Below are 20338 nucleotides of genomic sequence, written 5' to 3'. Positions count from 1 at the left end.
AATAATAAAGTCAGATTGATAAATTGATTAACAACTGTCTGTTTTTATAAAAGCAAGCGTATTTCCTGATACAAGAAAATAGGATTTGGCATAGGTTTTGCTCCAGCAATAGTAGGGCTTATTGGTGTGCATTCATGCGTAAAAACAGTGCATCAATAAAATTTTTTGGGATAGATAAATGTTTGGAGAGAAGATGAAACCATCATTTGCTGGGCTAGATGCTGTTGCGCTAAATCCTGTTGGGCTAAACAAAGCCAAGATTTTGCCAAAATCATGGTCGCGCCTTTTGCCACTGTTCAGTGTGCTGCTATTGGGAACGATAAGTCGTGCCCATGCTGCGGCAGCAGAGACCTTAACGGTGGCACAGCTGCTTGAGTACCAAAACATTGCTTGGATTATTTGGGGCGGCGTCTTGGTGTTCTTTATGCAGGCAGGTTTTGCTTTGCTTGAGAGCGGATCAGTACGCGCAAAAAATGCGGTCAACGTCATGATGAAAAACTACACCGATATGTGTATTGGTGGACTAGCATTTTATTTGGTGGGTTTTGGGCTCATGATGGGCAGCAATCAGACAGGGTTTGTCGGTACCGATCATTTTATGCCAGTCGATTTGTCCAATATGGACTGGGCGGTGATGTTTTTTCAGATGATGTTTGCGGCAACAGCGGTGACGATTGCGAGTGGCGCGATGGCAGAGCGCGTATCGTTTATCGGCTATGCGGTCGCTGCGTGTCTGATTTGCTTATTTATTTATCCAGTATTCGCCAGTTGGGTATGGGGCGGCTATTTTGGCGGGTCAGGTTGGTTGGCTGAGCTTGGGTTTATTGACTTTGCTGGATCTACCGTAGTGCATTCTATCGGTGGGTGGTTGGCGCTGGCAGGTATATTGGTCATCGGCCCAAGGCTTGGCCGCTTCGCGCCAGATGGATCGCCCAGATTGATTGCAGGCCACAACATGACTTTGTTGGCGCTTGGCGGTTTTATCTTATGGTTTGGTTGGTTCGGGTTTAATGCTGGCTCGACGTTGTCTATCACAGGCAATATTGGTCTGATCGCAGTCAATACCTTCATCGCGGCGGTCAGCGCGGTCGTAAGTTATATGCTGATATCAAGAACGCTCAACAAAGCGATTTTGCTGAGCGACAGCGTCAACGCAAGCTTGATTGGTTTGGTGTCCATTACCGCAGGCTGTGCCACAACCTCGCCTATCTTTGCTATTATCATTGGGGCGGTGGCCTCCGTCGTCTATGTCTTATCAACGCAAGCTTTATTGAAGCTCAAAATAGATGACGTGGTTTCGGCCGTTGCCGTGCATGGTTTTGGCGGTGCATGGGGAACGCTGGCGGCGGGATTGTTTTATACAGGAGATTTATTCAACCTATCACGAGTGGGCGTACAAGCGTTAGGCGTTGGTGTGGCGCTCGCTTGGGGATTGGGATTGGGTCTCGTGATGTATAAGCTGATTGATTTAAGTTTTGGACTAAAGGCAAGCCGTTTACATGAGCAGCGCGGCCTTGATTATACTGAGCATGCTGAGCTAGGTTATCCTGAGTTTCAAAAGCAGATGTTTGATACCAAAACTCTCACCGAGCGTCATTTATAGGAGCAAACGGATGAATATGGATACTCAATCAGTAGATCAAACCGTGTCCGCGATGGCAGATGTATTGGCAGAATATCTGAACCCTGAAGAGGTGCGGCTACTCACTCGTCAGTGGCAACAGTACTCGATAGTCTCTGTAAAAATGATGCAGCAATGCGTATTGGATGCGACGAGGCGCTATCCTGAGCTACAAGTGTACAAGTCTGATATTCGTAAAGGTTTTTGGGATACGATGCAGGCAGACAATCTGCAAACAGCGGACAGCCATAGCAAGGACGTAACTGAAAAAATACCTACGTCTGAAGTGGTGGAAGTGTTTTATACCGTGATGGAAACGCTGAGCAAGCAATTGACCGCATCAGAACGTCGCAGTCTGTTTCAAGATGTGCACCAAGCTGTCTCGCAAGAACGCACCTTTAAGGGGCATGTTATCAATATGAGTCAGTTTTTAGAGGGCAGTCGCCCACCTGTGCCTGATGATGAATACCTGTTGAATAATGTGGTGCAGCTTGTCTATGTGTATCTGTGTGACATTGCAGGCCCCGTTGAAGCAGACGACATTTTGTTTCGAGCCGCTGAGACGGCCAAACAAAGTTATCCAAAAGCCGTCGTCGAAAAACTATTTTGATACGTCAATTGGGCACGTTACGAATACGTATAGAAGCGTATTCATAACGTGCCACACATTCAAACAGCCCCTGAATCGGACAAAAATACTGTTAATTGTCCAGTAATTGAAAGGGGAAAGTCACTACGTCAAAGGCAAGCGCAAAAGGCAGTAAGATTAGTTTCTGCGCGGCATTGGTGCCACTTCGGTTGATTTGGTCTTGCTGCGTTTGTGTATAAAAGCTGACCGTATAAGGTTTGCTCAAAGCGCGATAATTTGACTGAATCATGCTTAAATTACTGACCTGCGGATAAATAGCACCTTTCACAGGAACACTAAAACAAAAGCGCTGTGCATCAATACGTTGATCACTGGCAGAGGTACAATCACGGCCATTATTTTGTAAAAAGAATTGATAGTCTGAACGCTTAAACTCATCTTTTAATTTGGCGTAAGACAGCTTCATTTCTCCTTGAAAGTAGCCATTATTATTGGGCACATAAAAACTCATGTCGTTATCAACTTGAATGTTCTTTGGCGTCAAATTACTCAATAAGCTGACCATCTCCGTACCGCCTTGGGTCAACACATAGCTGTTTTTTTCACCAACGATGACCATGGTTGCATTCGGCGTTTTTGGTAGAGCTTGAGCAGGACGTCCAAAAGCCACAATCTGATCTTCAGACAAAATGGTTTTTGTCGTTTGAGTACTAAATTGGCTATTGCTCTCTAGCAATGAGCTGGTGGCACAGCCTGAGCTGGCGAGTAATGTAGTGAGCGCTGCGCCTATCACGACTGTTTTTACATTCAACTGTGCTTGCAACGTCTTTTTATGTTTGCGGCTATCTGCTTTTTGCGGCTTATTAAAGGCAGGGTCTTTGTACTGGCTCATAGTAGGATTTCCTTATCTATACCGATGCTATCTGGTGAATGATGCTGATTGATGATGAATTTATAACTCGTTCGACATAATATCGATACACTGCAGGCTAGAGGCGACTGTTACACATTTTCCTTGAGTGCTGCGAATACAGAGGCTGCAAAAAATGTATCCCAGTCGCGCTGTCTTGTTTTTATAGTGAATCGATTGTATGTCGTTTTATGATCAAACTTTCGTTTACATCTTACTCTGTTTGATTGGGGTTTATCTACTCATCATTGACTACATAGACCGATTATCTTCGATGATCACAGACTTATTTTTAATCGAGCAAAATTTTTGTGCCACTCTTAGTAAAATTCATCACAAACTGACTGGTAAAGTGACGCACGTTATTTTCGTAGGTTAGTAAACCGCGCGTAAATTGATGGTAGTCGTTCATGTTTTTGGCGTTCACCATCAGCATAAAATCGGCATCACCAGACACTTCATAGCAGCTCATGACTTGTGGCTGTGCATGCATCAAGCGCTCAAATCGATGCTGCATAGAGTTATTGGAGCGCGCCATCTCTATCATCACCACGGCCGTAAGCCCGTAGCCCACCTTATTAGGATCAACAATAGCGACTTGCTTGGTAATGACACCATTGCTGATCAGCAACTGGATACGGCGTTGAGCCGTGGCAATAGACACATGAACCCGTTCTGCCACTGTTTTTAAGGGTAGCGTCGCATCATCTTGTAGCAAATTTAAAATCGCTTTGTCGATCGCGTCCAGATTTTCACTCATCGTTTTTCTCCTAGCACCGTAGGGTTATACATTTCCGTATCATTATAAGTTGTCACTATAAATCAAAAAATGATAAATAATTCAGATATCAGAAGAAATACAATAATTTTTCTCATTAATTTTTCTGGATAGAGAAATTTTATCTTAAAGCATTAGTAAAATAGATATTAACAACCGATGCTGCTCTATAAAAGAACAGTCAGCTTTTTTACATCTATAGTCGATTTCATTTAAAAGAAGACAGTACTTCTGGGATAAATATTGCGAAGCCTCTGGAGTACGAAGGACACAGCAAGCGAGAAAAATGTATCCCAAAATAACGCTGCTTTGAACGCATCTCTTTTATGTGGAAATGACTATACTCAAATTTATGGTGCTTATATGTCTACCTCAATGCTATCGAATGTATTTGCCAATACAGTAGCAACCGCTGTTTCGCGTGTGCCTTTGCCGACCATTTGGACAGCAGGTAGCATTCAACAACGTACCTTGATAGTGGGTGTGATATTGGCCGTGCTATCCAATGTATTGTTTGGCGTACTTTATGCTTATAGCAGCTTTCTAGCGCCGTTATCAGGCACGCAAGTATTCATCTGGCGAATGCTTGCGATGTGGGCGGTGCTGATTGGGTATTTATGGGTGAGTGGCAGCTTTGGTCTACACATCAATAAGCTAAAAGCATTACGCACCGTAAAGCAATGGGCTTGGCTGCTGTTACCAATGCCGATCTTTCTCAGTCAACTTTGGTTGTTTGTATGGGCACCCGTGAATGGTCAAGGCGTCCAAACAGCGATGGGGTATTTTTTATTCCCATTAATGATGGTGATATTTGGGTGCGTCTTGTTTGGCGAAAAGTTGAGCCGTCTACAATGGCTGGCAGTGGCACTGGCGGTATTGGGCGTGAGCAGTGAGATTGTACGTACGCAAAGCGTGTCTTGGGCAACGCTGTGGGTGTGCGGTACGTATCCTATTTATTATATCTTGCGCCGTATGCAAGGTATCGGTGCCATCACTGGGTTGTTGGTTGATTTGACCATTTTTGCTCCCTTTGCTTTGGCGTATTTATTTTTCTTTGAGCCAAGTAGCTTAATGCTGGTGACAGGGTCAGGTTTTTTTATCGCGATGCTGGCAGGATTGGGACTGCTTAGTGTGTTGGCAATGAAAACCAACATTGATGCCAGCCAAATGCTACCAGTCAATGTTTATGGCATGATGAGCTATTTAGAGCCAGCATTGTTGTTTATTTTGGCCATAACGATATTGGGCAACCCTTTTGAATCGGCCATGATTTATAGTTATGGGTTGATTTGGCTTGGCATTGCTTGTTTGATTGTCCACGGTGTGCGTCAGTTCCGCCAAGCTCATAGAGACATACAAGTCACAAAAATGGCGGAAGTGGTGTAAAGCATTAGAGAAACGCCCTAATCAATTGATCAAAAAAGGACGACTCACTATGAAGTGGATCCTCCTTTTTGCTGTCAACCAATCTGTTATAGAGTGACCTTAGACTTTTGAATATCGCACTTTAGCCTAGATGCTGCTTAAAGCCGCGCTGCTTATCACGTTCCCAATCACGGTCTTTAAGAGTTTTTCGTTTGTCGTGCTGTTTTTTACCCAATGCTAAGCCAATTTGGCATTTTACCAGTGAGTTTTTCCAGTAGCAAGACAAGGGTACGCAGGCATAGCCTTTTTGATTGACCGCACCAAATAACTTTTCAATTTCACGGCGATTGAGCAGCAGTTTACGAGTACGCATACTGTCAGGGCTGACGTGCGTTGAACTGGATAACAACGGCTGAATATGCGCACCGAATAAGAAAGCTTCGTTGTTGCGAAAGATCACATAAGCTTCCGTGATGGTCATTTTCCCCGCACGAATCGCTTTGACTTCCCAACCTTGCAGCGCCAGACCAGCTTCAAAGGCCTCTTCAATAAAGTACTCATGACGCGCCTTTTTATTGGCACAAATCTGATTGTCCGGTTTTTTTGATTTTTTCGACATAATTTCTCCATAAGAACGGATAAAAATACAGCGCTCTTATAATCAATCCTACTAATTCCTCATGCTAATCCTAGCATCAAGCTTGTCTTTTGCTTGACGGATAAGACAGATGAGTCGAACCAAGTATTGTAGCAAAGCCGCTGATGAAAAGGTAAGTCAGCTGTTAGGACAAATGTAGCAGATAAGTATTAAGTTTGAGCAAAATTTGCTAGCATATGCCCTAATACTACCGAACCTATTAGTCACGCTATGAGCATTCCTACGTCTTCTGCCAATTCATCAAAGCTACACACCAAAATCTTGTATCCGGGTACTTTTGACCCCATTACCAACGGTCATGTGGACTTGGTCACACGCGCCACCAAACTATTCGATGAGGTGGTGATTGCTGTCGCCTCAGGTCATCATAAAAAACCGCTGTTTAATTTTGAGGAGCGCGTGTCTTTGGTCAAAACCGTATTCGCGGACTTGCCGCAGGTATCGGTGATTGGCTTTGAAGGGCTGCTCGTCGATTTTATGCGCGAAAAAAACGCCACCGCCGTCTTACGCGGTTTGCGTGCCATGTCAGATTTTGAGTATGAGTTTCAGCTGGCCAATATGAACCGCGAGCTTGATGAAAACTTTGAAGCCGTCTTTTTGACGCCCTCTCAAAATTACTCCTTTATCTCATCGACCATGATTCGTGAAATTGCCAAGCTTGGCGGTGATGTGAATAAATTTGTCCCGCCCTGTGTCTCGCAAGCATTTATTGAAAAGTTGAATCTTAAATAGATTGGATTACTAATATCTTTTGTACCTACTGTATTTAGCATCAACTATATGACAAACGATTTGAGCAAATTAAAAAGGAGCAGTTTATGGCGCTATTAATCACTGATGAATGCATCAATTGTGACGTCTGCGAGCCTGCCTGCCCGAATGAGGCGATTTCAGAAGGGGATGATATTTATGTCATTAACCCTGATTTGTGTACCGAATGTGTGGGTCATTTTGATGAGCCGCAATGCGTGGTGATTTGCCCTGTTGATTGTATTCCTCATGACCCAAACCATGTCGAAACCGAAAATGATTTATTGGCCAAATACAAACGTATTACAGGTCAGTAAATGATGGAAAAAGCATAGCTAAGAGTAGACGTAACACGTTTTAGGGACAAAACCATGACGACAGATATACTTCAGTCAACAAGCGATTTTGATCAAAAGCACCTTTGGCACCCATACGCCAGCCTGCCACCGACTTACCGTAATATTGTGATTGACCATGCCGATGGGATCTATATTGTTACCCAAGATGGCACTCGTCTCATCGATGGTATGTCATCGTGGTGGGCGAGTGTTCACGGTTACAATCATTCCGCGCTCAATGAGGCGATTGTGCAACAGTTAGGTAAAATGGCGCACGTGATGTTTGGTGGTTTGACCCATCAGCCCGCCATCGATTTGGGCAAAAAGCTACTCGACATTGTCCCTGCTGGACTTGAGGCGATATTTTATGGCGATAGTGGCAGTATCGCGGTTGAGGTTGCCCTAAAAATGGCTTTACAATATCAAACTGCTGCCAATCGCCCTACTAAGCAGCAGTTTGCCTCAACCCACTCAGGTTATTACGGTGATACGTGGCACGCCATGAGCGTGTGCGACCCCGTGAATGGTATGCACAGCTTGTATGGCAAACAGCTGCCAATGCAGCACTTTGTACCAGCGCCGCCACTCGGGTTTGAGCGTGCTCTAACGACGGAGGATCGTGCGGCCTTATCTGAGTTCTTTGTAGAACACGGCGCGCAGCTGGCAGGATTTATTATCGAGCCGATTATTCAGGGCGCAGGTGGTATGCGTTTTTATAGTCCTGAGTATTTGCAGCTATTGCGGCAGTTATGTGATGAACATGACGTATTGTTGATTGCGGACGAGATTGCCACTGGTTTTGGTCGTAGCGGTAAGCTATTTGCTTGTGAACACGCTGATATCAGCCCTGATATTATGACGATTGGTAAGGCATTGACGGGTGGTTATATGACCTTTGCGGCAACTTTATGCACGCGCAAGGTTGTAGATACGATTCATCATAGTGACTATCCAGCGCTGATGCATGGACCGACCTTTATGGGCAATCCGCTCGCTTGTGCCGTCGCTTGTGCGTCGATTGACTTGATATTGTCTTACGATATCGAAACGCGTACCGCTAATATGCAACGCACGATGGAGCAACAATTATCCCCAGCTGCACTGCTAGTAGGTGTAGCCGAGGTACGTTGTTTGGGTGCAGTCGCTGTGATTGAGTTAGAAACAGCAGTCGATATGCCCATTTTTCAATCGTTGCTGATTGAGCATGGTATTTGGGTCAGACCATTTGGTAAGCTGGTATACATCATGCCGCCTTATATTATCACTGATGATGAGCTTATCACTTTGTGTCAGTCACTGTTAAAAGTGGTTCATACGTATTTAGAAAATCGAGGTCAACCATGAGCGTGTTATTTGTCTCTGGTATCGATACCGACATTGGCAAAACCTACGTAACAGGCTTGCTTGCTAAGGCGCTTATGCAGCAGGGTACGAATATCATTACTCAAAAGCTAGTCCAAACGGGCGTCGCAGTCGATGAATGTAGCGGTGAGATGAGCATTGCCGATGATATTATCATGCATCGGCAATTAATGAGCCTGCCGTTACAGCCGTGTGATTTGGATTTTACCACTTGTCCTTACCGCTACGAAAAACCTGCATCACCGCATCTGTCCGCAAGATTGTCAAAGCAAACGCTTAATATCGAGATGATTACTGAAGCGACGCACTGCTTACAAGCGAATTATGACGTGGTTTTATTAGAAGGCGCAGGTGGTTTGCTTGTGCCGATTACAGAGCACCTACTTACCTTGGATTATATTGCTGAGCAAGGCCATCCTATCGTATTGGTTACGTCGGGGCGCTTGGGCAGTATCAATCATACGTTACTCAGTTTAGAAGCCATCACAGCACGCGGTTTATCTGTACATAGTGTTGTTTATAATCATATCCATGACGACACTGACAATACGGATTTTGAGATTGCCAATAGCACGATTGATTTTCTTCAGCAGTATCTTAAACAACACTATCCAGCCACGCATTGGTTACAAATACCTTATCTAAATAACGCCGTCCCCACTCATGCCGATATACTGGTAGATGATCATTGTTTAGCGTTACCGAAAGATTTTATTTAAATTTTTCTGTTCGTGTCAAAAATAAACCAAAAAGAAATTCCCAGCCAAGCATGAGGTTTGTTATACTAGCGCGCTTGGTAGACTAGGCAATCGCCGCTGCACACTGGCAACAGATGAAGCAGGGGAGGAAAGTCCGGGCTACATAGGGCAGCGTGCCAGCTAACGGCTGGGCAGGGTAACTTGACGACCAGTGCAGCAGAGAGGAGACCGCCTTTGGTATCCTAGATATCATCGGTAAGGGTGAAAGGGTGCGGTAAGAGCGCACCGCGTGAATGGCAACATCTCACGGCATGGTAAACTCCACGCGTAGCAAGACCAAATAGGCATCGGCATGGCGCGGCCCGCGTTCGATGCGGGTAGGTTGCTTGAGCGTATCAGCGATGATACGCCTAGAGGAATGATTGTCCACGACAGAACCCGGCTTATCGGTTTACCAAACCTTTTTTATCGTTCGTGGTAGTAATACTTGCAGTTAATTTAAATGAAAATTCAGTTTTTTGCAAAAAATGCCTTTTAGGGGTTGACGAGAGTCAGCAGCTTGGGCATAATGTGCAGCCTAAAACGGCGATGTAGCTCAGCTGGTTAGAGCGCATGACTCATAATCGTGAGGTCAAGAGTTCAAGTCTCTTCATCGCCACCATATTTAGTAGTATTAAAAAAACCAATCCTTTGTGATTGGTTTTTTTTTGGCTTGAGTAAATGCGAAAGCTGAAGATAAGCTAGGAACGGAATAGGCTTAAATTCAACGAAATAGAAGCGAGTTCCCTACTGCTTTCTTGCTAAATCATAGGTTTATCTGTTTAGAAACAGATTAATTGTTGTAACTTATGTCCCGCTTACTTATCATAGGGACTGTTTTCGGTAAAGTCCTGTAACGTCATGTCTGTTCAACTACCCCCATATCGTCCTATCAAGCATCGCAGTGGCCTAAAAGTCATGGGTGCAGCATTCCACGCTTTGCTCATGCGCGAGCTGCAAACGCGCTTTGGCGGTTATCGACTGGGTTATTTGTGGGCGCCATTAGAGGTAGTGTTTCAAGTACTTATTTTTTTAGTCATATTTGGTGCCATTCGTGAACGTTTAGTACCGGGAATGGACTTTTCTTTGTTTTTAGTCGTTGGAATGGTGCCATTTCGCATGTTCCAAAGAATAGCTGTAAGAGCATTAGGTGCTGCTGATGCAAATAAAGGCTTGTTGATGTATCGTTCAATCAAGCATATCGATGTCATCATTGCTCGCTCATTTTTAGAGTTAGTGATTTACTTCTTTACCTCTATATTACTACTGGTCGGCTTGGCATTTTTTGATATTTATGCAAATCTAGAAAATTTGCACATTGTTCTGTTTTGCTGGTTGACGTTATTCATATTCAGCTTCGGTGTCGCATTGATTATGATGGTTATCGGGCATTATGGTGGCGAGATTAGTAAAGTTATCACGATATTTTTTACCATATTATATTTTCTATCAGGTATTGTTTATCCCATTCATATTATTCCTGAGCCTTATTTTAGCTACCTACTTTATAACCCTTTTATCCATAATATTGAACTGATGCGTCATGCATTTGCTCCTAACTATCCAGCTTATCATATTGATATGGGCTATTTTTTGAAATGGATGTTTGCGGTCAATTTTTTAGGATTATTACTTTATAAGTATGCTGAGCGTGATATGTTGCGTTCTCGATAGATATAAATAGATAAAACAAACAAAAAGGTAAATAAATGATTGAAGTTAGAAATGTTTCTAAGTCATTTATGACCAAGAAGGGTCGGCACTATTTATTTAAAGATTTAAATCTGACCATTGGTGATAGACAAAGCGTGGGTTTATTAGGGCGTAATGGTGCTGGCAAATCGACTTTGCTGCGTATTATTTGTGGACTTGATGAACCAGACAAGGGTGAAATCATTACTGATTCGACGATTTCTTGGCCAGTAGGAGTAGCAGGCGGTTTCCAGGGAAGCCTGACTGGTAGACAAAACGTCCGTTTTGTTTGTCGCCTATATTCAAGCGGCCCCTATATTGATGAAAAGATTCGTTTTGTTGAGGAGTTTGCCGATATTGGCAGTTATTTTGATATGCCAGTGAAAAGTTACTCGTCTGGTATGAAGGCACGTCTCACCTTTGGGTTGAGCTTGGCCTTTGATTTCGACTACTATATGCTCGATGAAGCGGGCGCGGTTGGTGATGCCGCTTTTCGTAAACGTAGCGAAGAGATTTTGGCGGCGCGTCGGGCACAAGCGGGATTTTTAATCGTGTCGCACAACATTGGTGATATTAAGCGTAACTGCGATATTGGTATTGTGCTGATGGATCAAACAGCACACGTCTTTGACGATACAACAGAAGCGATTGAAGTTTATGAAAAGCATATCCACAAAGCAAAAAAGTAAGGTAATTAACTTCTCGCTGTTTATCGGCTTGGTAATACTACCTTGGGCACTCGTGATATTTTATGTCATGACAATTGCGCACCCGCGTTTTATATCGACTGCTGATGTCGTGGTAAAACAGGTAAGCGATACCAGTGTGCCTTCTGGTGGCGGTCTATCAGCTTTACTGGGTGTTAATAGTACCAGCAAAGAAGATGCAACCTATCTGACTGAATATATTTTGTCCAATGATATGGTAAAGCGACTTGATAACAAGTTTAAGTTCCGAGAAGCGTACCATGTAGATGGTTCGGACCCGATTAATGAGATCGATCCTGATGCCACGCAAGAAGAGTTACTTGAGTACTTTAAAAAGCGCGTTCATATCAACTTAGATGAACAAAGTTATGTGCTTTCAGTGTCGACAGAAGCCTTTGATTCAAGATATGCTTTTGAGCTTAACAAAACGATTTTAAATGAGTCTGAGCAGTTCGTGAACCGTATCTCTCAAGAAGTTGCACGCGATCAGCTGGTGTTTGCAGAGACCCAATTAGACGAATCACAAGAACGACTTAATGATGCCAAAGAGCAATTATTAAAGTATCAGAACGAAAATGAGATTTATGATCCAGAATCGAATGCTCAAGTGGTTAATCAGCTGATAGGCAGTTTGCAAGCGCAGCTTAGCTCGTTACGTACAGAAGAGCGACAGCTATTGAGCTATTTGAATCCAGATGCACCGCAGGTAGTGTCATTGAGAAGTCAGATTAAAGCAGTTGAAGAACAAATTGCTCAAGAACAAACCAAACTGACATCGTCAAACACGACTAAATTGAACCGTCAGGCAATACAGTTTGAGACCATCAAAGCCGATGTTGATTTTGCGACTGAGCTATATAAGTTATCGTTGTCATCACTTGAAAAAGCACGCTTAGAAGCATTCAAGAAAATGAAAAACTTGATTGTCATCTCAACGCCGTATGAAGCTGAAGAAGCAACCTATCCACGTCGTGCTTATATAATTTGGACATCGCTCGCTTTACTCTTGATGCTTTATGGATTTGTGCGCTTAGTGATGGCAGTTGTTCGTGATCATCGCAGCTAGTTTGGATAAAACAGATATCAGTAATGATCGAGAGATCAGCAAAGGAATATGACGCATGAATATGAAACCACGTGCTATCGTGACAATGATAAGTTTGGCAATGGCAGCGATGAGTATGCCAGTCATGGCAGCCACCAGTTATGCTGATCAGATATCAGGCTCTGGCTTTGGTACTAGCAACAATAATATGAGTCAGGACCAAAATCGCAATAATATTAATGTTTCAACACAAGCATTTGCAGGCGGTGTACCCGGTCAAGCAACTACACAAGAAGCAGTTAATGCGGCAAGCTTGCCAAGTCAGTCAGTTATTAATACCACGCGTCCTTATCAAGATATTAATACGCAAGACATGATGTTTGGTGAGCAGCTGTTTCGCGGCGCGTTTTCGACCACATCAGGCTCGACCTTTAATGACAGCTATGTGATTAACCCTGGTGATAACGTGCAAGTGCGCATGTGGGGCGCCTATCAATATGCAGCGACCATGACCGTTGATCCCCAAGGTAATATTTTCTTACCAAACGTTGGACCCGTGCGTATCTCTGGTGTACAGAATGGTAGCTTGCAAAATGTCGTTAAAAACGCTGTCAGCCGTGTTTATCGTTCAAACGTAGGCGTCTATGCATCTCTAGAGCAAGCGCAACCTGTGAAAGTGTTCGTCACAGGATTTGTCAAGCAGCCAGGATATTATGGTGGACTTGCAGCAGATTCAGTCTTGTCTTATTTGGATAGAGCTGGCGGTGTTGACCCAACGCGTGGTAGTTATATTGATATTCAAATCAAACGTAATGGTCAGATGCTACAACAAGTTAATCTATATGATTTCCTACTTGCAGGTAAATTGCAGGCATTTTCATTTCGTGATGGCGATGTGATTACAGTAGCGCCTCAGAAGAAAACGTTTGCAGTAAGCGGACAAGTTCAAAATGAATATACGTTTGAGTTTGACGTGAATGATTTGACCATCGGGGATGTGCTACAAGTCGCTAACCCAGCAGCCAATGCGACCAATGTCAGTATTACTCGTAGTGCAGGACGTGCGCAAACCGCAGAATATTATTCTCTTGCCGATGCACAAAACGTTCCTGTTTATAATGGCGATCAAATGGTTGTGACCTCAGATCGTTACGCTGGCACAATCGCTGTACAGGTGCAAGGTGCTCATACGGGTAATGGCGCAATGGTAGTACCGTATGGTGCTCGCCTCAAAGATATTATTCCACAATTACAGCCGAGCCCGCTCGCCAAGCTGACACAACTGACCATTTATCGTCAATCTGTTGCTGAGCAACAAAAACGCATGATTAATGAGTCGCTTGATCGTTTAGAAGAATTAACGCTTGCTACGCAGTCTACAACCCGTGAAGAAGCAGCGCTTCGTCAGGATGATGCTAACTTGGTCAAACAATTTGTGGCCAAAGCTCGTAATGTAGAAACTGATGGTCGCATCGTGGTCGTGCCGAACTCATGGCAGGATATTATTCTGCAACAAGGCGATATCATCGAGATACCAGCGCAAACCTCAATCATTACGGTGAATGGGCAAGTGCGAGCACAGGGCGCGCTTACCTTTAACCCAGATTATACCGTTGGGGACTACATTGCCAATTCTGGTGGTTTCTCTGATAATGCTGATACCAAAGAGATCTTAATTATTCATCAAAACGGTGCTAGTGAAGTGGTCAATACTGCTTACCGTATCCAGCAGGGTGATGAGATTATGGTATTGCCAAAAGTCAAAACCAAGCGCGTAGAAATCACTCGTGGTCTATCACAGATTGTTTATCAGTTGGCTATTGCAGCTAAAGTGGTGTTAGATCTATAACAATTACTAGCGATAATGTAGATTGACGCAGTATTAGTAAGTAAGACAGGGACTAATAATGACAAAAATGGTAGCAGATGAAAGTAAAGTAGAGGTAGCTACCTCTGATAATGCACAGTTTTTGTCATCGCCTAAGCATTTGGTACCTAAGTGCCTAGCAGTCATTGGCAAGGGCATGAGTCGTAATAATCAATTGCTATCTCAAGTACTGCAAGCGGATATCCAGCGATGGTATCCGTGGTCAAATTTACAGCAAAAAATACCGTATGCTCCAATGAGACAACCCAATGCTTTTATCGGTTGGGGTCATAAAAAAAGCTATCAACGAGCCAATAAGACTGCTGTTAAGCACAATCTGGCTACTTTGAGTATTGAAGATGGTTTTTTGCGCTCGTTAGATTCAGGTATCAGCAGTCGTCATGGATTGAGTGTGGTTGTCGATGATGTGGGTATTTATTTTGATTTGACGAAAACCTCACATCTAGAGCAACTTATCATTACTCGTACTAAAAGCGATGCCAACTCTGAGCAACGTTCACAAGATGATCGCCATGCTCAACAGTTGATGTCTCGTATATGTAATGAGAGACTGAGTAAATACAATGCAGTCATGGACTGTCCATCATTAGATGAGTGGGTGGATAAAGAGAGTGCCACTACGGTACAAAACGCTTCCAAATCCCACGTCTTACTCATTGATCAAGTAGCTGGCGACGCCTCTATCAAAGGCGCTGGTGCAAATAAAGGCCAGTTTAGACGCATGTTAAAATCTGCTTGTCGCAATTATCCGCATGCACATATTTGGATAAAAGCTCATCCTGCCGCAAAAACTGGCTACCTGACCAATTTAAAACTGCCCAAAAACGTTCGAGTCTTAAGTCAAGCACTCAATCCAATTGCATTATTAGCGCAGGTAGATCACGTTTATACGGTCAGCTCTCATATGGGCTTTGAAGCATTGATGCTTGGCAAAACAGTGCATTGTTTTGGCGTCAATTGGTATAGCGGTTGGGGTCTGACTGATGATAAGGGCGCACCAAAACGTCTGCTAAAAACCGTCCAGCAGCGTCGTCAGGGTATTGCAAAGACGTTACTAGGTAAGAAAAAACTATCACACCCAGCTTTACTCTCTTTACTATCTGCTAATAAAGTCGAGACAACGTTAGAGATCTTGTTTTATAGCGCTTATATAGATTACAGTCGATACGTTGATCCAGCGACGAGACAGGCTTGTGATATCGAAACCGCGATTGAGTGGCTGGTCACCAATCGTCACTGGCAAGCATGTCTTGACAGTCATTTAACCATATATGAGTTCAGTCGTTGGAAGCTTCCCTTTGTCAAAGCTTTTGTTGATTTACCACGTACAACATTGTTTGTTAAACCAAAACCACGTCTGAAAAACATATTGCATCCCGATCATCTTCGTGTCAACTATGACCAGCCGCTGCTTGTTTGGGGCTTAGCCAAACGTCAGCAATTACAAGAAAAACTACAAAGTAAACTTATCAGTCCGCCTACAATTTATTGCATGGAAGACGGATTTATCCGCTCAAATGGCTTGGGCGCGACGTTGTTGGCACCCTTATCGGTGGTGATTGATAAACAAGGCATCTATTATGATGCGACCCAGCCATCAGATTTAGAAACCTTACTGCGTCAATGTAAAGCATTAAGCCCTAAGCAAAAAACACGCGTCCAAACACTACAAAACAAATTATTGACTCAGCGAGTGAGTAAATACAATGTTGGGACTAGTACCAATAACTTACCCAGTTCTTGGATGCAAGAAGCCAAGCTATCTGGAAAACGTCGTATTTTGATTATTGGTCAAGTAGAAGATGATTTGTCAGTGCAGTATTGTGGATCAGCTATAAAGACCAATAGTGGCTTGATTGAGCGGGTTTGTAGGGACAATCCTGATGCATACTTAATTTATAAACCGCATCCCGATGTGGAGGCAGGACTACGAGCAGGTAAGGTCACAGAATCTTGTTTGCGTCAGGTGCAAGCCGTGGCGTATGATACGGCCATGCCTGATTGTTTGGAATGCGTCGATGAGATTCATACTATCAGCTCATTGACTGGGTTTGAAGCCTTGCTACGCGGTCTAAACGTGACCTGTTATGGCTTGCCTTTTTATGCAGGGTGGGGACTTACCACAGATATTGATGCGCATCTAATGCCAAAAGATATGTACCTACAAAGACGCACACGAGACACTATGTTGACGCTTGAGCAGTTGCTGTATTGTGCTTTGATTCGTTATCCATTATACCGTCTGCCTAATGGCTATGGTCTTGCGCAAGTAGAACAAGTGATTGATTATTTATATCCGCTTGCAGGCACTTCTAATGAAGCCTTGCAAGTTGAAAAAACCAGTAAAGGAATGCGTTCAGTGTTTTCATCGACATCGATGATATCGACTTTATCTACTGCTGTTAATCCTACAGAGATCAAACGTCTCGCCGCCACACGTTTTATGCAGCAACGTCATCGCTGGCAGCAGCGCCTACGTAAAATGTCTCGTTAATTCTCTTTATCTGTGTCCTAGAAATCCATTGCGACAAGCAGGGTTTTTTTCGGTATAATCAACCACTTGGCACTTTTGTGCGTGCTCGCAATGCAGAGCCACACTCTTTTTTATTCTTCAGTTAATGGTAATTGATTCCTATGGCAGCTTCGATGTCTCACTTACTTACTCATCGACATGTTTTGCTGTTACAAGGAAAGATGGGCGGGTTTTTTAACCGTTTTTCAACGTTTTTACAAACTCAAGATATTAAAGTCAGCAAAATTAATTTTAATGCTGGTGATGCGTTCTTTTATCATCATCCCAATACGTATGAATATACAGACACATTGGCACAATTTTCTGCTTGGTTACAAGCTTTTATTGAAAAGCATAACATTGATGCCGTGGTGTGTTTTGGGGATTGTCGCCCGCACCATACACAAGCAGGCTGTGTGAGTGAGCAGTTAGGTATCTCGTTTTTTGTATTTGAAGAAGGGTATTTGCGTCCTGATTACATTACCTTGCAAGAATATGGCATCAATGGTTATTCACGTTTGAATACCGCTGACATCAAGGCGCTCAAAAAAGCCAATGACCATCCTCTTTATACTCACAATCGTTTTTATCGTTTGAGCATTGCTGCAATTGTTTACTACATCGTTGCTTGGATATACAAAAGCCGTTATCCGCATTATTCACATTATCGTGGTATGACCGCCTGGCAAGAGGCAATCGCTTGGCTAAAGGCCCCTTGGCGTAAATTGAGAGGGTATTTCCCAGATAAAAAACTGCAAAGTATGCTGACCACGCAAGAGAGCGACAATTATTTTCTCATCAGTTTACAAGTGCACAATGATTCTCAGATTACTCATCACAGTGATTATCGTGATGTGGTGCAATTTATCGATGAATCTATTGCGAGTTTTTCAAAGCACGCTGATCAAAAACAACTGCTTGTTTTCAAGCATCATCCATTAGATCGTGGGCATCGCGACTATCGTGAGTTGGTGTCTAGCTTGTCAGAGCGCTATCAAGTAGCCAATCGCGTTTTTTACGGGTGTGACATGCACTTGCCAACGCTCATGAAGCATAGTATTGGAATGGTGACTATTAATAGTACGACAGGCCTACAATCGGTCTATCACAAAAAACCGACTAAGGTTATGGGTCGCGCCATTTATGATACGCCCAAGCTCATAGACCAAAAGGCGCTCAAAGATTTTTGGCAGCGACCTGAGAGTCCGGACAATGAGTTTTATCTGCGATTTCGTGAGTATTTGATCGAGCAAACACAGCTTAATGGTGCTTTTTATGGTCGATCGCCATGGATGTACAAATACTCACAGCAAGCTGAAAATAACGCTATAGAGCTCTCTGAAACGAAGACACCCCACTAGTTGATTTATCATCAATTGTGGCTAGCAGACATCGCACTAGAAATGAATCAAGCTTTGATAAGTGTCGTACTTTCTGTCTTTACTGTTTCTCGCTTGTCACTTCACCTGTTAATCGCATCTCTCATAATAAAATCGCCTTACTTTGCAGTGGAAAACTGCTAGAATACCCGTTGGTTTTATTTTTCTATCACCCTTAATTTAGTAGGCGCTTTGTGACTGCATTAGCCAATATTCGTAACTTCTCAATCATTGCCCACATTGATCATGGTAAGTCGACGCTTGCCGATCGTTTTATTCAAATGTGCGGTGCCTTGCAAGATCGCGAGATGCAGGCGCAGGTGCTCGACTCCATGGATATTGAGCGTGAGCGCGGCATCACTATCAAAGCGCAGTCGGTCACTTTGTTCTATGATCATCCAAATGGTGAGCGTTATCAGCTCAACTTCATTGATACGCCAGGACACGTCGACTTTTCTTATGAAGTATCACGCTCACTAGCGGCTTGCGAAGGTGCCTTGCTGGTGGTTGATGCCGCACAAGGGGTGGAAGCGCAGTCTGTGGCCAACTGCTATACGGCAGTTGATCAGGGCTTAGAAGTCATGGCAGTGCTCAATAAAATTGATTTGCCGCAAGTTGAACCTGAGCGCGTCATTCAAGAGATTGAAGACATCATTGGTATTGATGCTGTGGATGCCCCACGAGTATCGGCCAAATCTGGTTTGGGCGTAGATAAGTTATTAGAAGCCTTGGTTGAATTTATTCCAGCACCAACAGGTGACCGCGAAGCACCGCTGCAAGCACTGATCATTGATTCTTGGTTTGACAGCTATTTGGGTGTGGTCTCTTTAGTGCGTGTACGTCAAGGAACCGTCAGAAAAGGCGATAAAATTTATATCAAATCGACCAAAGAGGCGCATCCAGTTAGCTCTATCGGTGTCTTTACACCAAAGCCTTTAGATACAGGGGTTTTAGAAGCGGGTGAAGTTGGTTTTATTATCGCGGGGATCAAAGACATTGCTGGGGCACCAGTTGGGGATACGATTACGCATTCTAAAACGCCTGATGTTGAGCGTATTCCGGGTTTTAAACAGATTACTCCGCAAGTATACGCCGGTATGTTCCCAGTTGATTCCAATGACTTTGAAAAATTCCGTGAAGCATTACAAAAACTACAGATCAACGATGCGTCACTATTTTTTGAACCTGATACGTCTGATGCATTGGGTTTTGGTTTCCGCTGTGGCTTCCTAGGTATGCTGCACATGGAGATTATCCAAGAGCGCCTAGAGCGCGAGTATGATTTGGATTTGATTACTACTGCACCGTCAGTTATCTATGAGATTGAAAAGAAAAACGGCGAGGTAATTCATATTGATAACCCGTCAAGATTGCCTGAGCCGAACAACATCGAAGAATTCCGTGAACCAATTGCGCGTTGTCAGATTTTAGTGCCACAAGATTACTTGGGTAATGTCATGACGTTGTGTATCGAGCGCCGCGGTGTACAAGTTGATATGCGCTTTATGGGCAAGCAGGTTCAGCTGGTTTTCGATATTCCGATGGGTGAAGTGGTCATGGATTTCTTTGATCGCCTAAAATCTGTCTCTCGTGGTTTTGCCTCATTGGATTATAACTTTGAGCGTTATCAAGTTGACAGATTGGTTAAAGTCGATGTACTCATCAATGGTGATAAGGTCGATGCGCTAGCGATGATTGTTCATCAAGATCAAGCACGTTTTCGTGGCAACCAGTTAGTTATTAAGATGAAAGAGTTGATTCCGCGCCAGATGTTTGATGTGGCGATTCAAGCAGCGATTGGTAGTCAGATTATTGGTCGCAGTACGGTAAAAGCAATGCGTAAAGACGTACTGGCCAAGTGTTATGGCGGTGATGTGTCACGTAAGAAAAAACTGCTGTCTAAACAAAAAGCAGGTAAGAAACGTATGAAGCAAGTGGGTAATGTAGAAATCCCACAAGAAGCGTTCTTAGCCGTGTTGAAAGCAGACAGTTAAGGATTAACAGCTG

At 43.6% G+C, this 20338-nt stretch carries 17 protein-coding genes, 1 tRNA gene and 1 other RNA gene; 16 read left to right on the top strand and 3 right to left on the bottom strand.

All coding sequences use genetic code 11. The features are described 5' to 3' along the window. Nucleotides 1-193: 193 nt before the first annotated feature. Nucleotides 194-1603: an ammonium transporter gene (locus tag FW759_RS06310; protein ID WP_446442470.1), complete on the top strand. Its 1410-nt coding sequence runs from the start codon at nucleotides 194-196 to the stop codon at nucleotides 1601-1603. Nucleotides 1604-1613: 10 nt separating this feature from the next. Beyond that, the gene (locus tag FW759_RS06305; RefSeq protein WP_446442469.1) at nucleotides 1614-2231 is read left to right on the top strand and encodes a hypothetical protein; all 618 of its coding nucleotides are present in this window, start codon (nucleotides 1614-1616) and stop codon (nucleotides 2229-2231) included. Nucleotides 2232-2322: 91 nt separating this feature from the next. Here FW759_RS06305 and FW759_RS06300 read toward each other — a convergent pair whose 3' ends face one another. Together FW759_RS06300 and FW759_RS06295 are read right to left on the bottom strand one after the other, a co-directional pair. After that, the gene (locus FW759_RS06300) at nucleotides 2323-3102 is read right to left on the bottom strand and encodes a hypothetical protein (RefSeq protein WP_446442468.1); all 780 of its coding nucleotides are present in this window, start codon (nucleotides 3100-3102) and stop codon (nucleotides 2323-2325) included. A gap of 310 nt (nucleotides 3103-3412) precedes the next feature. Further along, nucleotides 3413-3880 carry an Lrp/AsnC family transcriptional regulator gene (locus FW759_RS06295; protein ID WP_095569108.1) on the bottom strand — a complete coding sequence of 156 codons (468 nt, stop codon included), beginning with the start codon at nucleotides 3878-3880 and terminating at the stop codon, nucleotides 3413-3415. Nucleotides 3881-4261: 381 nt separating this feature from the next. On the opposite strand from FW759_RS06295, the gene rarD reads away from it, so the two are divergent. Beyond that, entirely contained in the window at nucleotides 4262-5284 is a 1023-nt protein-coding gene (gene rarD / locus FW759_RS06290) for an EamA family transporter RarD (RefSeq protein WP_446442467.1), read from the top strand. 121 nt (nucleotides 5285-5405) lie between these two features. Here rarD and smpB read toward each other — a convergent pair whose 3' ends face one another. Continuing rightward, nucleotides 5406-5882, bottom strand: coding sequence for an SsrA-binding protein SmpB (smpB, locus tag FW759_RS06285; RefSeq protein WP_062843801.1), 477 nt, complete (start codon nucleotides 5880-5882; stop codon nucleotides 5406-5408). Between the two features lie 249 nt (nucleotides 5883-6131). Between smpB and coaD the strand changes: the two genes are divergently transcribed. From coaD to lepA, 13 genes are all read left to right on the top strand, one after another. Beyond that, nucleotides 6132-6653 (top strand): pantetheine-phosphate adenylyltransferase, encoded by a 522-nt coding sequence (coaD, locus tag FW759_RS06280; protein WP_443505430.1) that lies wholly within the window; start codon nucleotides 6132-6134, stop codon nucleotides 6651-6653. Nucleotides 6654-6739: 86 nt separating this feature from the next. Further along, the gene (locus FW759_RS06275) at nucleotides 6740-6988 is read left to right on the top strand and encodes a YfhL family 4Fe-4S dicluster ferredoxin (protein ID WP_087042101.1); all 249 of its coding nucleotides are present in this window, start codon (nucleotides 6740-6742) and stop codon (nucleotides 6986-6988) included. Nucleotides 6989-7042: 54 nt separating this feature from the next. Next, nucleotides 7043-8353, top strand: coding sequence for an adenosylmethionine--8-amino-7-oxononanoate transaminase (gene bioA, locus FW759_RS06270; protein WP_443571537.1), 1311 nt, complete (start codon nucleotides 7043-7045; stop codon nucleotides 8351-8353). Continuing rightward, on the top strand, nucleotides 8350-9090 hold the full coding sequence (gene bioD / locus FW759_RS06265; RefSeq protein ID WP_443571538.1) for a dethiobiotin synthase: 741 nt from the start codon (nucleotides 8350-8352) through the stop codon (nucleotides 9088-9090). The genes bioA and bioD overlap by 4 nt, the downstream gene beginning before the upstream one ends. A gap of 74 nt (nucleotides 9091-9164) precedes the next feature. Then, an RNA gene (rnpB, locus tag FW759_RS06260) (RNase P RNA component class A) lies at nucleotides 9165-9531 on the top strand. A 122-nt stretch (nucleotides 9532-9653) separates the two neighbouring features. Continuing rightward, a tRNA-Met gene (locus FW759_RS06255) sits at nucleotides 9654-9730 on the top strand. A gap of 239 nt (nucleotides 9731-9969) precedes the next feature. Continuing rightward, nucleotides 9970-10782 carry an ABC transporter permease gene (locus FW759_RS06250; RefSeq protein ID WP_446442466.1) on the top strand — a complete coding sequence of 271 codons (813 nt, stop codon included), beginning with the start codon at nucleotides 9970-9972 and terminating at the stop codon, nucleotides 10780-10782. Nucleotides 10783-10817: 35 nt separating this feature from the next. Further along, entirely contained in the window at nucleotides 10818-11489 is a 672-nt protein-coding gene (locus FW759_RS06245; protein ID WP_353670930.1) for an ABC transporter ATP-binding protein, read from the top strand. Further along, entirely contained in the window at nucleotides 11458-12573 is a 1116-nt protein-coding gene (locus FW759_RS06240) for a capsule biosynthesis protein (RefSeq protein WP_446442465.1), read from the top strand. The genes FW759_RS06245 and FW759_RS06240 overlap by 32 nt, the downstream gene beginning before the upstream one ends. A 55-nt stretch (nucleotides 12574-12628) precedes the next feature. Next, nucleotides 12629-14401 carry a polysaccharide biosynthesis/export family protein gene (locus FW759_RS06235; protein WP_062843808.1) on the top strand — a complete coding sequence of 591 codons (1773 nt, stop codon included), beginning with the start codon at nucleotides 12629-12631 and terminating at the stop codon, nucleotides 14399-14401. Nucleotides 14402-14459: 58 nt separating this feature from the next. Next, nucleotides 14460-16934 (top strand): capsular polysaccharide biosynthesis protein, encoded by a 2475-nt coding sequence (locus FW759_RS06230; protein WP_446442464.1) that lies wholly within the window; start codon nucleotides 14460-14462, stop codon nucleotides 16932-16934. 152 nt (nucleotides 16935-17086) lie between these two features. After that, the gene (locus FW759_RS06225) at nucleotides 17087-18313 is read left to right on the top strand and encodes a capsule biosynthesis protein (protein WP_446442463.1); all 1227 of its coding nucleotides are present in this window, start codon (nucleotides 17087-17089) and stop codon (nucleotides 18311-18313) included. Nucleotides 18314-18525: 212 nt separating this feature from the next. Then, nucleotides 18526-20325: a translation elongation factor 4 gene (lepA, locus tag FW759_RS06220; RefSeq protein WP_062843811.1), complete on the top strand. Its 1800-nt coding sequence runs from the start codon at nucleotides 18526-18528 to the stop codon at nucleotides 20323-20325. The last annotated feature ends 13 nt before the right edge of the window (nucleotides 20326-20338 follow it).

Source organism: Psychrobacter sp. 1176_08 (assembly GCF_052850615.1).
This window is presented reverse-complemented; position numbering and strand designations above follow the sequence as displayed.